Annotated in this window: 12 protein-coding genes; 7 read left to right on the forward strand and 5 right to left on the reverse strand. The window is 52.6% G+C overall.

Annotated features, from left to right (window positions below; all coding sequences use genetic code 11):
• Positions 1 to 89 precede the first annotated feature (89 nt).
• The 4 genes from BLQ82_RS03130 to BLQ82_RS03145 all read right to left on the reverse strand — a co-directional run bounded on the left by BLQ82_RS03130 (position 90) and on the right by BLQ82_RS03145 (position 3,179).
• Positions 90 to 950 (reverse strand): YitT family protein, encoded by an 861-nt coding sequence (locus tag BLQ82_RS03130; RefSeq protein WP_062524089.1) that lies wholly within the window; start codon positions 948 to 950, stop codon positions 90 to 92.
• Positions 951 to 983: 33 nt separating this feature from the next.
• Positions 984 to 2,231 carry a cation:proton antiporter gene (locus tag BLQ82_RS03135; RefSeq protein ID WP_062524090.1) on the reverse strand — a complete coding sequence of 416 codons (1,248 nt, stop codon included), beginning with the start codon at positions 2,229 to 2,231 and terminating at the stop codon, positions 984 to 986.
• A 3-nt stretch (positions 2,232 to 2,234) separates the two neighbouring features.
• Positions 2,235 to 2,729 (reverse strand): cation:proton antiporter regulatory subunit, encoded by a 495-nt coding sequence (locus BLQ82_RS03140; RefSeq protein WP_062524091.1) that lies wholly within the window; start codon positions 2,727 to 2,729, stop codon positions 2,235 to 2,237.
• Between the two features lie 93 nt (positions 2,730 to 2,822).
• The gene (locus BLQ82_RS03145; RefSeq protein ID WP_062524092.1) at positions 2,823 to 3,179 is read right to left on the reverse strand and encodes a hypothetical protein; all 357 of its coding nucleotides are present in this window, start codon (positions 3,177 to 3,179) and stop codon (positions 2,823 to 2,825) included.
• 184 nt (positions 3,180 to 3,363) lie between these two features.
• Here BLQ82_RS03145 and BLQ82_RS03150 point away from each other — a divergent pair, with 184 nt between their 5' ends.
• Together BLQ82_RS03150 and BLQ82_RS03155 are read left to right on the forward strand one after the other, a co-directional pair.
• On the forward strand, positions 3,364 to 3,759 hold the full coding sequence (locus BLQ82_RS03150; RefSeq protein ID WP_244280677.1) for a DUF2500 domain-containing protein: 396 nt from the start codon (positions 3,364 to 3,366) through the stop codon (positions 3,757 to 3,759).
• 162 nt (positions 3,760 to 3,921) lie between these two features.
• A complete protein-coding gene (locus tag BLQ82_RS03155) occupies positions 3,922 to 6,567 on the forward strand; it encodes a calcium-translocating P-type ATPase, SERCA-type (protein WP_062524144.1) in 2,646 nt (881 codons plus the stop codon).
• A 137-nt stretch (positions 6,568 to 6,704) separates the two neighbouring features.
• Here BLQ82_RS03155 and BLQ82_RS03160 read toward each other — a convergent pair whose 3' ends face one another.
• On the reverse strand, positions 6,705 to 7,655 hold the full coding sequence (locus BLQ82_RS03160; RefSeq protein WP_062524093.1) for a C40 family peptidase: 951 nt from the start codon (positions 7,653 to 7,655) through the stop codon (positions 6,705 to 6,707).
• A gap of 330 nt (positions 7,656 to 7,985) precedes the next feature.
• Here BLQ82_RS03160 and BLQ82_RS03165 point away from each other — a divergent pair, with 330 nt between their 5' ends.
• The 5 genes from BLQ82_RS03165 (at position 7,986) to BLQ82_RS03185 (ending at position 14,331) form a co-directional block, all read left to right on the forward strand.
• Complete coding sequence (locus BLQ82_RS03165; protein ID WP_062524094.1) at positions 7,986 to 9,008, forward strand: ABC transporter substrate-binding protein; 1,023 nt, start codon at positions 7,986 to 7,988, stop codon at positions 9,006 to 9,008.
• A 68-nt stretch (positions 9,009 to 9,076) separates the two neighbouring features.
• Positions 9,077 to 10,003, forward strand: coding sequence for an ABC transporter permease (locus BLQ82_RS03170; protein WP_062524095.1), 927 nt, complete (start codon positions 9,077 to 9,079; stop codon positions 10,001 to 10,003).
• Complete coding sequence (locus BLQ82_RS03175) at positions 9,990 to 10,784, forward strand: ABC transporter ATP-binding protein (RefSeq protein ID WP_060860756.1); 795 nt, start codon at positions 9,990 to 9,992, stop codon at positions 10,782 to 10,784. Before BLQ82_RS03170 ends, BLQ82_RS03175 begins: the two co-directional genes overlap by 14 nt.
• A gap of 219 nt (positions 10,785 to 11,003) precedes the next feature.
• On the forward strand, positions 11,004 to 12,800 hold the full coding sequence (locus BLQ82_RS03180) for a sensor histidine kinase (RefSeq protein WP_062524096.1): 1,797 nt from the start codon (positions 11,004 to 11,006) through the stop codon (positions 12,798 to 12,800).
• Positions 12,775 to 14,331 carry a response regulator transcription factor gene (locus BLQ82_RS03185; protein ID WP_062524097.1) on the forward strand — a complete coding sequence of 519 codons (1,557 nt, stop codon included), beginning with the start codon at positions 12,775 to 12,777 and terminating at the stop codon, positions 14,329 to 14,331. Before BLQ82_RS03180 ends, BLQ82_RS03185 begins: the two co-directional genes overlap by 26 nt.
• Positions 14,332 to 14,409: the final 78 nt, after the last annotated feature.

Here is a 14,409-nt window from a genome sequence, read left to right on the forward strand (position 1 = left end):
TGGATTTGTTGAAAATGGATGCTCAGCGCGGAGCCAGTGGCTTAATCCCGGAACCGCGCTCACGGTCAATCCGGGAACCGCGCTTGCAGCTAATCCCGGAACCGGGCAGCCCGCCGCCCGCGCCGGGTGGACCGGAAGACGATCTGGCTGTCCTGATCGCAGGTGCGGACGATGGAAGCCAGTTCTTCCTCTTCCAGCTTGCTTGCGATACAGAACAGGGTCCCGGGCTGGCCCTTGGCGCCTGAAGCACGGATAAGCCTGGCCTCGCGATCCAGCTTGCGGTAAAGTGCGAGACGGATCTCATCGGGGCGGCTGCTGGTAATCCAGACAGCGCGGGTGTGGGAGAGATCTCTTATGCAGATCCGTACAGCCTCGAAAGCCAGCAGATAGGCAAGTATGGAATACATAGCTTGATCCCAGCCGAACAACGCGCCACCGCACAATAATATGGCGCAGTTGAAGACCATGATGATGAATTCAGCCGATTTCGCCGGCCCCTGGCTGAGGAGGGCATAACCCGGATCTCCGGCTCCCCCGCTCATGCCGCCGAAGCGGATGGAAATTCCGATGCCAAAGCCCAGTGAAAGCCCTCCGGCAATGGAGGCCGTCAGCGGTTCGCCCGTCAGGGACGGGAAACGGTGCAGGGCCAGTGAACCCGCGGTCAGGCAGACTAATCCAAGCATCACATAGAGCGCAAAGCGCAGATGAATCTGTCTGCGTGAGATCAGTATAAACGGCAGGTTGAACAAGAACAGGAACAGCCCCAGCCGCATTTCCGTAGTGTGTGCGAAAAGTGCCGACAGGCCGGCAATTCCGCCGGGAACAAGCTGATGCGGCATCAGAAACAGCTCGAGTCCGACCGCTGCGAGCAGCCCTCCGGCAATGACACCCAGGATGCGGACACCCATGCGCTGCCGAAGCGGTTTAGCCTTCTTCGTAAGAGTATTCATATGTTCTCCTCCCTTCCAAGAGAGAACCGGACACTACTCGTTGTCCGTTGCGGGAGCGGGCTGTCTGGAGGAACGGGCCAGGTGCCGCTTCTCGAATTTAAAAACTTTATCCAGGAGCTTGTAGATGGTTTTTGATTCTTTGGTCAGCAGCGGGCCGAGTATGGCGAGAATCAGCACGTACATGGCGGCAAAAGGCTGTAAGATGGCCAGCAGGCCGCCCGCTTTGCCAAGATTGGCCATGATAATGGAGAACTCGCCTCTGGAGACAATGGTCAGGCCGATGTTGGCGGAAGACCGCGGGCTGAGCCCGGCGCTGCGTCCGGCCAGCATGCCTGCGGCGAAATTCCCGATCAAAGTAATGATGACTGCGGCAAGTGAGTACCAGAGCGCTTCTCCGCCCAAGGACAGCGGATCAATCGTCAGCCCGAAGCTGAAGAAGAAGATGGCTCCGAAAAAGTCGCGGAAGGGAATCACCAGCTTCTCGATCCGCTTGACATGTTCGGTTTCGGCGAGCACCAGTCCGACGAGCAGTGCGCCGATGGCTTCAGCCACATGGATGGTCTCGGAGAAACCGGATATCAGAAAGAGTGCGGCGAAGATGACAAGCGCAAAAAGCTCACCGGAGCGGATATTCAGCACCCGGTTCAGCCAGGGCACCAGCTTGCGGCCAATGACCAGCAGCGCCAGCATATACCCCAGCGCGATCAGCGCGGACAGCAGTACGCCGCCTAAGGAAGACGAGCCGCTGAGCACCAGTCCTGACAGAATCGAAATGTAGACGGCGAGGAAAACATCCTCGAACATAATGATTCCGAGAATCATCTCGGTTTCTGAGTTGGCGGTGCGCTTCAGATCGACCAGCACCTTGGCGACGATTGCACTGGAGGAGATGGTTGTAATCCCAGCAATAACGAGAATTTCCTCCAGCGGGAATCCGAGTCCCCAGCCGAGGATAAGCCCTAACGTAAAGTTGATGAGTATATAGATGGTTCCGCCCGAGACAATCGAGCGTCCGGCTTTGACGAGGCGGCCTACGGAAAACTCCAGGCCCAGATAGAACAAGAGGAAGAGAACACCGATCCGGCCCATGAATTCAATCAGGGCGGCACTCTCGATGAAGCGGAAGTCCAAATGCCATATTTTGAAGGCATGGGGACCTACGGCCATGCCGATCAGAATGTAGAACGGAATTACGGAAAAACGCAGCTTGGTGGAGATCAGTCCGGCAAGGGCGATCAGCACCAGGGCGAGGCCGACTTCAAATACGATATAATGATTCATCCATTAACCACATCCGTTCCGCAGAATGTGTTTGAACTGTTTGTGCTGATGTCTTTCCCCGGCCGCAACAACGGTGCACTCTGCAGGCAGCACCACTTCCGGACCGGGATTGATGTGTTTTTGATGGTTTTTCTCGATAATCGCAATAATGGTGACCCCTGCGCGGGCACGGATATCCAATTCACCGATGCTGTGTCCGATGCATTTGAAGTCCTGCTCCAACCGGTACCATTCGATAATCAGGTCGTCCAGGGCTACCTCGATGGATTCCAGAGCTTTGGGTTTATAGGTGATTCCCCCGACGATAGCGGAGATATACCGCGCTTCATCATCGTCCAATGTAATCATGGAGATGCTCTGGTCCGGGTCGTCATATTCAAAGTGGTACAGTTCACGTCTGCCGTCATCATGGACGATCACGACCAGCTTATCGCCGCTGCGCGTCTGCATCACGAACTTTTTGCCGATTCCCGGCAAATCCGATTCTCTATAATTCATGAAGTTCAATCCTCCAGTTGGATGTCATTTAGTAGTTCCATAATTCATGGAAATAAATGCAAGGTATTGCATATCGTATCGGGTTATTGGTCATTATCTGCCCACATAATGCGAGGTATATTTAAGCGGATACAGCAGCAGCCGCTTCTTGATCAAATAAATAATGGGATACAGCGATACTGCAAGCACTGTGGCGGAAGTCACCGGCGCATGCGGCGGGGTGATCCCGGAATAGTTCAGGCGCTGAGGCGGAAGAACTTTTGAGTGTGCCGTATGGGTACGGATGGGCTGAATGATTTTATGCTCATAGTGTTCTATTTCATATTGGCTGTGCTCTTGTTCACTGTTGTCAATCAACGATAAATTTACCGCCAGAAGTGACAGCAGCATCAGTGGAAAAAGAGCAATTCTCAACACCCGAAACAAGGGGGAACGCGCTATATATATCATCCTGGGATCACCTCCTTACTGTATCTTGTATATTAACCATAACATACGATCTTGGGGTGAGCCAAATTGAATCCTGATTTTTTTGCAAAAAATGAACACGAAAAAATGAAACCGGACCAGCTACACTGCGTAATTCGTAGTAAAATTAACTTTTTAAAAACAATTTGCAGAGGAAGAGATGAATTTGAACGGATGGGGCAGTTTTAACGCCTTTGGCGGTTATCAGGAGCGCAGCGGATTTCAGAGCTTTGTACATGAAATGCCTTTGTTTTTCAAGCTTATGTTTTTACTGGTTATTGGATTTTTCGTCTTTGTTATTTTCAAATCCCTGAAGGTCTGGTTGTCCAATAACGCCAGTCCGCAACTCTCAGCGCAAGCAATTGCCGTAACCAAACGTACAGAGGTATGGGGCGGTTCCGGGGACTCCAGCGCAAGCACCAGCTATTATGTCACTTTTGAATTTCAGGATGGGCAACGGGTTGAGCTGATGGTGCCCGACAAGGAGTTCGGCCTCATTGTAGAGGGTGACAGGGGGCAGCTCAGCTATCAGGGAACCAGATTCAAAGGTTTTGTGCGCTGAAACCTTTGATAATTATCCATATCTTTTCAGAATCCTCCGGCTATTTTTGGGTAAAACTCCATATAAGAGGTAAGCCTATATCATGAAATAGGGGAAGGAGCTGCCAAATTGAATCCAGAATCTGCAAAAGCACTGGTTAAAACCAGCGTTGCGTACCACACAATGAATACGGCTGAAGTGATGAAAAGACTGAACACCCGGGAGCAGGGATTGTCTCCGGATGAAGCCGCCCGACTGCTGGAGCGTTATGGCCGGAATGTGCTGAAGGAAACCCAGACGAAATCGCTGCTGGCCAAGTTTATTGAGCAGTTCAAAAATGTAATGATATTTATCCTGCTGGCCGCCGCTGTCTTATCGGGAATCCTGGGTGAGTGGACAGATACAGTCATCATCCTGCTGGTTGTTGTCTTGAACGCGGTGCTGGGTGTCATTCAGGAAAACAAGGCTGAACAGGCGCTGGAGGCGCTCAAAAGCATGTCTTCGCCGCTCGCCAGGGTCCGCCGGAGCGGACAGGTCACTGAGATTAAGAGCGAAGAGCTGGTGCCCGGAGATATTGTGCTGCTCGAAGCCGGTAATGTGGTTCCTGCCGACATAAGGCTGTTGGAGACGGCTTCGCTGCAGACCGAGGAGGCTGCGCTGACCGGCGAGTCTCTGCCGTCGGATAAACAGGCAGGTGCGCTTGAGGGCAATGATCTGGTGCTTGGTGACCGGACGAATATGGCTTATATGAGCAGCAGTGTGACCTACGGCAGAGGTGTCGGTGTGGTGACAGCGACGGGAATGGAGACGGAGGTTGGACGGATCGCCGGATTCATCTCGGAGGCGGAAGCTGATGTCACCCCCTTGCAAAAGAAACTCGATGAGCTGGGGAAATACTTCACCTTCATTATTCTGGGGGTTTGCGTTGTCATATTTGCCGTCGGTTTGCTGGAGGGCCGGAATCTGCTGGATATGCTGCTCACTTCTATATCACTCGCAGTAGCCGCTATTCCTGAAGGGCTGCCAGCCATCGTGACCATCATACTGGCACTCGGTGTGCAGCGGATGGCTAAGCGCAAAGCCATTATCCGCAAGCTCCCGGCGGTAGAGACGCTGGGCAGCACGGAAATTATCTGCTCCGACAAGACCGGAACGCTGACCCTGAACAAAATGACGGTGGAGAAGCTGTATGTAGACGGGCAAAAGGTGGATGCCGGCTCGTCCCTTGCCGGGCTTCATGGCAGTGAGCGGCTGGTGCAGGCGATGACGCTCTGCAATGACTCCAGCATCGACGAAGGCAAAGAGGCGGAGCAGACCAAAAGCGGCAAAGCTATCATTGGCGATCCGACAGAGACCGCACTTGTTGACTATGCGCTTAGCATAGGTACAGACAAGAGGGAACTGGAGCAGAAATATCCGCGTAAGGGCGAACTGCCCTTCGATTCGGACCGTAAGCTGATGACAACGATCCATGAGGTGGAAGACGGCCGCTTCCGGGTGCTGACCAAAGGAGCACCCGATGTGCTCCTCTCCAGATGCAGCCACATCTATGCAGGCGGTGAAGTGATCCCGCTGACGGAAGAGCATTCCCGCCAGATTACCGAGAATAACAAAGCACTGGCCGATGAAGCGCTGCGGGTGCTGGCTTTTGCCTTCCGGGATCATGATCAGTTGCCTGCTGATCTGTCTACGGAGAAGACTGAGCGTGAGCTGGTCTTTACGGGACTTGTCGGCATGATTGATCCGCCGCGGGACGAAGTGCGCGATGCCGTAGCGGTCTGCCGCAAAGCAGGCATCCGTCCGGTAATGATTACCGGAGACCACCGAGATACGGCAGCTGCCATTGCCATGAGGCTTGGAATCATCGAAGATGACAAGGCTGTACTCACAGGGCGTGAGCTGGATAAGATCAGCGAGCAGGATTTTGCCGAGAAGGTCAGTGACTATTCCGTGTATGCCCGGGTCTCCCCGGAACATAAGGTACGGATTGTCAAAGCCTGGAGGCAGAAGGGCAAGATCGTAGCGATGACCGGTGATGGTGTCAATGATGCACCTGCACTCAAAGCGGCCGACATCGGTGTAGGTATGGGGATTACGGGTACGGATGTCGCCAAGGGAGTATCAGACATGGTGCTTGCCGATGACAACTTCACGACCATTGTAGTGGCTGTTGAAGAAGGGCGGAAGGTATACAGCAATATCCGTAAAGCGATCCAGTTCCTGCTCTCCGCCAACCTGGGCGAGGTGCTTACTCTCTTCATTGCCACTATGATTGGCTGGCGTATCCTTGAGCCGATCCATATTCTCTGGATCAATCTGGTAACAGATACCCTGCCTGCGCTGGCACTGGGTCTGGAGAAGGCGGGAGCCGATGTGATGTCAAGAAAACCCCGCAAGTCCAGCAGCAGCATTTTTGCCGGAGGGGTCGGGGCGGGGATTATCTATCAGGGGATCATTGAAGCAGCGTTGACACTGCTCGTCTATTATTGGGCGCATACCCATTACAACGAGGGTGTTGCGGTTACAATGGCTTTTGCAACCCTGGGCCTGCTGCAGATTACCCATGCGTTCAATGTCAGATCAAACACCAAGTCGCTGTTCCAGATCGGCTGGTTCACGAATCCTTACATGCTGGGTGCTTCTGTAATTTCCGGCCTTCTGCTGGTGCTGGTTATTATCATCCCGGGACTGAATGAATGGTTCGGTGTAAGCCATCTGAGCGGTTTGCAGTGGGGGATTGTCTGTGGAGCTGCCGCAGCGATTGTAGTAATTGTAGAGCTGGTGAAGATAGGGCTGCGAATCAGCGGGAAAAGTAAAAATTGGGATTAATCCAGCCGCTGAACCACACGCAGCTACAATAGCGTGAAGCTGATCGTTATATAGAAAAAATGCAAGGAGATCTTGAGCTTCGGCTGTCCGAAGTCCGGATCTCCTTGCATTGTTATTGGGGCCAAGTTGGGGGCGGGTTAGAGCACTCTCTGCATATGCAGGGTGACATTGCTCCAATAACCGCTGTCCAGATCGCTGATCTGCACGCCAGGATCACCCCATGTGTGAATGAACTTGCCGTCTCCGATGTAGATGCCGACATGTCCCGGAACCGCATCACTCTCAAAACGTCCGGGCACTGTGAAGAAGATAAGGTCGCCTACTTCAAGTTCACTGCGGCTGACCCGTCTGCCCTGATTATCCTGGTCTTTGGCTAAACGGGGCAGATCCACTCCGAATTTTTTGAAGACATGCCGGGTAAAAGAGGAACAGTCGAACCGCTTGGTTTCTTCATAAGGACCTGCACCGAATTCATAAGGGACGCCCAGGAACTTCTTGGCATAGGCTACCAGTTCGCTGCTGTCAGCAGCAGACAGACTCTGAATATGCAGGGACTTCGGCTGTTCAGTTGTTCCTGAATTCGTCCCGCTGCTTGTTCCGGTATTTCCGTTGTCCTTACGATCCGAAGGAGAAGCGACGTTGATCTCACCGGTACTAGGGTTCCAGCCGACCTCTGTTTGCAGCAGCTTGGATAATGCAGTTGGAGTAATATAGATCTGGCCATTCCTGCGCACCGGGGCATCCGGCAGCGTTATCTTTTGTCCCAAAGAGAACACGTGGGTAGAATCCGGATGAAGCATATACATAACATCGGTATATCCGATTTTGGCATAACCGCCGCTGGAAGTATCATCCTTCATCCGGTAGCCAATGGACGCTGCTGCAGGTTTCAAGGGAATCCAATATTTCCCCTGGCTGTCGGTGAAGGAGGATTTTTCATAGTAGCTCCCTGAAAGTGATCCGGCAGGAGTCATTGAATTGACCTTAGGCTTCTGGTCGGTTTTATTGTAGCTGCAAGCGGGGGTAGATACCATGGCCGAAGTCAGCAAAACAGCGGCGGCAATGGATTTTACAGGTTTCAAGGTCATTTTGGCACGCTCCATGTTCAAACTGTAATTAAAGTTTGCGCGCGCAGGTTTTTTTTTATGTAGAAGGAATTTAGGCAATCTATGTCAAAGGAACCCTGCATGAAGCTGTTCATTGTCCGTCTTTGTGCGTTTATTGTAAATTGTGGTGGTACTATAAGTGATTGACGGAAAATCAACCTTTATATAAGATAAGTTTATTATAGTAACGATTTGGTGCAGGTTTCGCGGGAGCTTATGCTTTAACGCTTTTATAGATAAAAGCAATACTGCTGAGTCGCTACTACCGGGACACGCGCTGAATCCGTAAAAAGAAGAAGAGGGGTTTATAAGATGAAAACAAAAAAATTATGGCTTGGTTTAAGCCTAAGCCTGATGCTGGCGGCTACCGCCTGCGGCACAAACAATAAAACAGCAGACTCTGGCGGCTCTGACACGAAGTCCTACAAAATTGCCATCTCCCAGTATGTGGAGCACCCTTCACTGGATGCGACCAGAGAAGGATTCATGGCAGCGCTGAAAGACGCTGGAATCGCGGAAGGCAAGAATCTGAAGGTAGATCTGGAGAATGCCCAGGCAGACGCTTCCAATAACCTGTCCATCGCCCAAAAAATTGCCGCAGATAAGAATGATCTCGTGCTGGGGATCGCCACACCTTCGGCACAAGCTTTAGTACAGGCTGGAAGCAAGGACACGCCGGTTCTGTTCGCGGCAGTAACCGATCCGATCGACGCTAAGATCGTAACGGATCTGGAGCATCCCGGCGGCAATGTATCCGGAGCGTCAGACACTAACCCGGAGGCGACCACCCGCCTGATGACCTTCATCGCCGAACAGTTCCCAAAGGTCAAAAAGCTGGGTCTGATCATCAATGAAGGAGAACCGAATGCGGTAGTTATGGCTGATACTGCCAAGAAAGAGCTGGACAAGCATGGGATCGAGCTGGTCAAAGCGGCCATCACCAACACTTCGGAAGTAAAACAGGCGGCGGAGTCGCTTGTTGGCCGTGTGGACGCCTTGTACATCACGCTGGACAATTCGGTTGTAAGCGCAGTTGACACGATCATTCAGACTGCGAATGACAACAAAATCCCATTTTTCTCTGCAGACCGTGATACGGTGGAGAAGGGGGCTTTTGCAACCGTAGGCTTCAAATATTATGATCATGGCTACCAGGTTGGCCAAATGGCTGTGGAGGTGCTGAAGAACGGTGCCAAGCCGGGTGACATGAAGGTGGCTATGCAGGAGAAGCTGGATCTTATTATCAACTTGAAAGCAGCGGCGGCGCAGGGAGTTGAAGTGACGGATGCCATGAAGGCCGAAGTCTCCGATCCGGATAACAATATTATTCAATAAATTATAGACATTATAATGGGGTGCTTCCGCGAGGAACGCCCCTTGCCGCTTGAGGGAGGAAGTCAGCGATGGTTGATTCAATACTTGGAGCCGTGGAAATGGGCTTGCTGTATGCTTTTATGGCTTTAGGGGTATATATTACATTCCGTATTCTTGATTTTCCGGATTTGACTGTGGATGGAAGCTTCACGACCGGCGGAGCGATTGCCGCAGTGATGATTACGCATGGCTACGCGCCATGGCTGGCGACGATCTGTGCGCTTGCTGGCGGAATGGCAGCGGGGATGTGTACCGGTCTGCTGCACACCAAGGGTAAGATCAATGGCCTGCTGTCCGGGATTCTGATGATGATTGCACTGTATTCCATTAACCTGCGGATTCTGGTGAAGCCCAATGTGTCACTTATGGGGGAGGATTCTTTATTTACCTCTATGAACCCGCTCCTGGTAATGCCGTTTGTAATGATTGCCGTTAAAATCCTGATGGATCTGTTCCTGCGCACTGATCTGGGTCTGGCCCTGCGGGCAACCGGAGATAATGCACGGATGATCCGCAGCTTCGGTGTCAATACAGACACGACTACCATTCTTGGAATCAGCCTGTCCAATGGGATGGTGGCATTATCGGGTGCCCTGATCGCCCAGTATTCTTCCTTTGCCGATTCGACAATGGGGATAGGCATGATCGTAATCGGCTTGGCTTCAGTCATTATCGGCGAGGCGATTTTTGGAGCCGGGAATGTGTTCCGGGCAACTCTGGCAGTCATCCTGGGCTCCATTGTCTACCGTATCGTTGTGGCGCTGGCCCTGCGGGTTCCTTGGCTGCAGGCCTCGGATCTGAAGCTGATTACCGCAATCATCGTTATTATTGCACTTGTCTTCCCGTCCATCCAGCGTTTCATGAAGCAGAACCGCCTGGCGCGCAGACGCAGCCTGGAGCTTGCGAATCAGGCACGGGCCGGCAAGAAAGGGGGGGCAGCCGATGCTAAAGCTTGACCATGTCTCCAAGCTGTTCAATCCGGGCACCCCGGATGAGAAAATTGCGCTGCTCGGTATTGACCTTGAGCTGCGGGCCGGAGATTTCGTAACCGTCATCGGCAGCAACGGTGCCGGGAAGTCCACATTGATGAATGTGATATCGGGCGTAATGAAACCCGATCTTGGGGAAGTGCGCATTGAAGGCACTTCGATCAGCGGACAGTCCGAATTCCAGCGGGCCCGCTGGATCGGCCGGGTCTTTCAGGATCCAATGGCCGGCACGGCTCCTCATATGACGATTGAGGAGAATCTGGCGATGGCCTACAAGCGGGGCCAGGGCCGGGGCTTGTCCTTCGGCGTCTCGGCTGCACGCCGGACCTTGTTCCGCGAGCAGCTGAGCCGGCTTGGCATCGGCCTGGAGAACCGGCTGCGGGCCAAGGTAGGGCTGCTCTCCGGTGGAGAGCGGCAGGCGCTGAGCCTGCTTATGGCGACCTTCACCCAGCCGCAGATTCTGCTGCTGGATGAGCATACAGCCGCGCTTGATCCCGCGCGCGCTGAACTCATCACCCGCTTAACCGAGTCCATTGTCCGCGAGCTGAAGCTGACGACACTGATGGTTACCCATAACATGGAGCAGGCTATCCGGCTTGGCAACCGTCTGATTATGATGGATAAGGGCAGCATTATTCTCGATATCGATGAAGACCGCAAACAGGATCTCACTGTAGAGCGGCTGCTCGGTGAATTCGAGGGCATCAGCGGGCATAAGCTGGCAGATGACCGGATGATGCTGGGGTAAGTAAAGCTGAATTTAGAGAGAATCAAAAACTTGGAATGCAGTCAAATGTGGCTGCTTTTCCAAGTTTTTTTGGTTTATATTTCCATGGGAGGCACTTTCGATTAAGATAGTATCAAATGTATAGTTTACATCATGCTTTATCATTTTAGTATTTACTGTAACGATTCAAGCCCAATGCTGTCCGTTTGAAGAATCCACAGAGAAAGCAGAGTGAGCCGCATGTTGTTATTTAAAAATAAGAGCGCTTTCAAAAACCCGGGAATCTTTAACAAAATGATTATGCTGATTTCGTTTTTGCTGCTGCTGTCCTTTTTGTTCTCATTAATCTTCCTCCAGTACGTCTACCGCATTTATGACCACCAGATTTATGAGAAGGCATCAGAGGTGCTGGGGATGTCCTCAGTCAGTATCGAGAACGAGCTGAAGGAGCTGGAACAGCTGTCGTTCACGGTGGTGTCGGATGAACAAATTCAGAACTGCCTGCGGCAGCTTTTGGACAATCCTTCGCCTTACGAGAGGCAGCTGCTGCATAACAAGATTATCAACCGGCTAGTGGCCTTTGCGGGTGCGGAGAAATATGTATATTCGATGATACTAATGGATGCCAATGACGGTGTGATGACAGCCGGCAACCGGGAGTGGCTGTCTGAAACCCTGCAGGATCAGCTCAAACCGCTCGCTGTCGCAGGTGCCGGCAGCAATATTTGGTACACCCAGGGCAGCAAAAATTCACTGCTCGCGGTGCGGCAGATTAAATCGTATACCGGGTCCACCTTCACCCTGGATAATCTGGGGACGCTTGTCATCCGTATCCGCGTCGAGCGGATTATTGCCGACAGCACCATTATCGCCGGGGACGGCGGACAGCTGATCGTAGTGGATAAGGGAACCGGACGGTCCGTTTATCCCGGAGAACCGCTGCTGCTCCCCGGGGAGCTGGCCAGAGAAGTACAGCGCCCGGAAGCGTATCGGACCGTCGGCTACAGCAAGGGCACGTATTTTGTGACCAAAACCAATTCCTCGTACATGGACTGGACATACATCAATGCTACTCCGTTCAATGAAATGTTCAGGCAAATCACGTTTGTCAAAAGACTGGTCGTGTTCATTTTTGGCTGTATTCTGCTGCTGGGTCTGCTGCTGGGATACCGGCTGGCCCGGAGTATAGTGCGTCCCATCTCCAAGCTGACAGAGAAGATGCGGCGGATCGAAAAGGGGGACCTGGACAATCTGGAGGAGCAGGCGCTCGGCTTTGTCTCGCAGACTGCGCAGGATGAAGTGAGCCAGCTCAACCGGACCTTCCAAATGATGATCCGCCGCATCCGGGAGCTGATTGATGAGAATTATGCCAAGCAGCTGGTGATCCGGGAAACGGAGCTGAAGGCGCTTCAGGCCCAGATCAATCCCCATTTTCTGTACAATACGCTGGAATCCATCAACTGGCTGGCAAAGGTCAACAAGCAGAAGCAGATATCAGAGATGGTCGAGGCGCTGGGTTTCCTGCTGCGCAGCTCAATCGGACTGAAAGATCCGCTCATTTCATTGGAAAAAGAGCTGAACATCGTCCGCAGCTATGTGATTATCCAGCGGACGCGCTTTGAGGAAAGGCTTGATTTCCGGCTGGATGTGCCGGACGGTCTGCTGGATGCGCTGATTCCCAAGCTTACACTGCAGCCGCTGGTGGAGAACGCGATCCGTTATGCGCTGGAGCCGAACATCGGGGCCTGCATCATCTCCATTTCCATTTCCCGCACGGAGGATGGCCTGGATCTGCGGGTCAGTGACAACGGGCCGGGCATGACGGCTGAATTCATCCGCGAACTGGAGCAGGGCCGGATTCAGACCCGCGGTGAAGGGATTGGACTGGCGAATATTACGGAGCGCATCCGGATTGTTTTTGGGCAGGAATGGGGAACCGGGATTGAGAGCAGACCGGGCAAAGGCACGACGATTCATGTGCATATCCCGTATGTGAGAGGAGAATACAGACATGTACAAATTACTGCTGGTGGATGATGAGCGCCTGATTCTGGAAGGAATCTCCCAAGTGGTGGATTGGGCGCAGGCGGGCACGGAGCTGGCGGGTACGGCACGCAACGGGATCGAAGCGCTGGAGCAAATAGAGCGGCTTAGCCCGGACATCGTAATCACCGATATTTCCATGCCGGGGCTGGACGGGCTTGGGCTTGTGGAACGGTGCAGTGAACTGTACCCTGCGCTAAAGTTTGTGATGCTGACCGGATACAAGGATTTCGATTATGCCTGCTCTGCCATGCAGCACGGCGTAAGACATTATCTGCTGAAGCCCTGCAATGAGCAGCAGATTCAAGAGGCGCTGACTGAGCTGGTGCAGGAGCTGAACGAACGCAACAGCCGGGAGCAGTTCATCACCGAAATGAAACACCGGCTGACCAAGGTGCTGCCGCATGTCAAAGCGCAGTTCCTGAAGGAATGGATTTCCAATAAAACTTACGGCAGCCATGATCTGGACTACTATCAGGAGCTGTTCGGCATTGAACTGGGCAGCAAAAACGTCCGGCTGATCCTCTTCAGGTTGGAGGAATCCTTTGAGTATGAGCATTTGTTCGCCCTGCAAAATATCGCTGAGGATATGCTCAGTGAAGTGCTTCTCAGCACGACGATCGGCCCGCAGCTGCTGATTCTGCTGGAACAGCCCGAAGAAGCAGACCATCCGCGTGATCTGCTGGAACGGATTGCCGGAGTGAAGGAGATCTTTTATAACTTTTACAAAATTCATGCAACAATTGCTGTCAGCGACAAGGGACGGATGATCCATTCGCGTGATCTCTACCGGCAGACGCAGCAGTGTATGAATCACCGTTTTTATCTGGAGGAAGGCAGTCTGATTACCGGAAGTGACATTCCTGCGGATGAGCTCAGCGTTCAGAGTGAACTGGATCTCCAAGAGGAGCAGATTTGCCTGCTGATCAAGTCCGGGGACCAAATTGCTGTACACAACGAGCTTGAGCGCTTATTCAGCGAACTTGGGGACCAGCGGTTTGATATCAATGTGACGCGTTCCTATGTGCTCCAGTTGTATTCAGCCATGATCCGGCTCTGCAGTCCGGGTGAGCGTGGCAGCTTTACCTCGGGACTTGCCGAGCTGGCAGAGCTGGGTACACTGGGGAGTCTCAAAGCTAGTGTCATGAGGGCGGCAGAACGGCTTACGGTTATGTATGACCGCCATTTTGTGACCCGTCAATCCTCCATTGTGGATGCAATGCTTCGGATCATTGAGGCCGATTACTGCAACTCAGAGCTGTCACTCGGCTCGGTGGCTGCGGAGATGCTGTACATGAATCCCGATTATCTCGGGAAGATTTTTAAAAAAGTGACCGGCGAGAAATTCTCCAATTACGTCACCAATTTCCGCATCGGCAAAGCCTCCGAGCATATTCTGCGCAGCGGCGATGTGAAGGTGTATGAGCTGGCGGAACTGTATGGCTTTGGCGGGAATGCCCAGTACTTCAGCCAGGTGTTCAAGAAGGTTACCGGAATGACACCTACGGAGTTCATGAAGCCGTAACAGGGGACACCCCACTTTGAACCTGATTATTGAACAAAAAAGACGGTTTTTTGTATTCAAGAAAGCGGCGGAATTTGC

It is taken from the genome of Paenibacillus jilunlii (assembly GCF_900102965.1).
GTDB classification, from domain to species: domain Bacteria; phylum Bacillota; class Bacilli; order Paenibacillales; family Paenibacillaceae; genus Paenibacillus_AQ; species Paenibacillus_AQ jilunlii.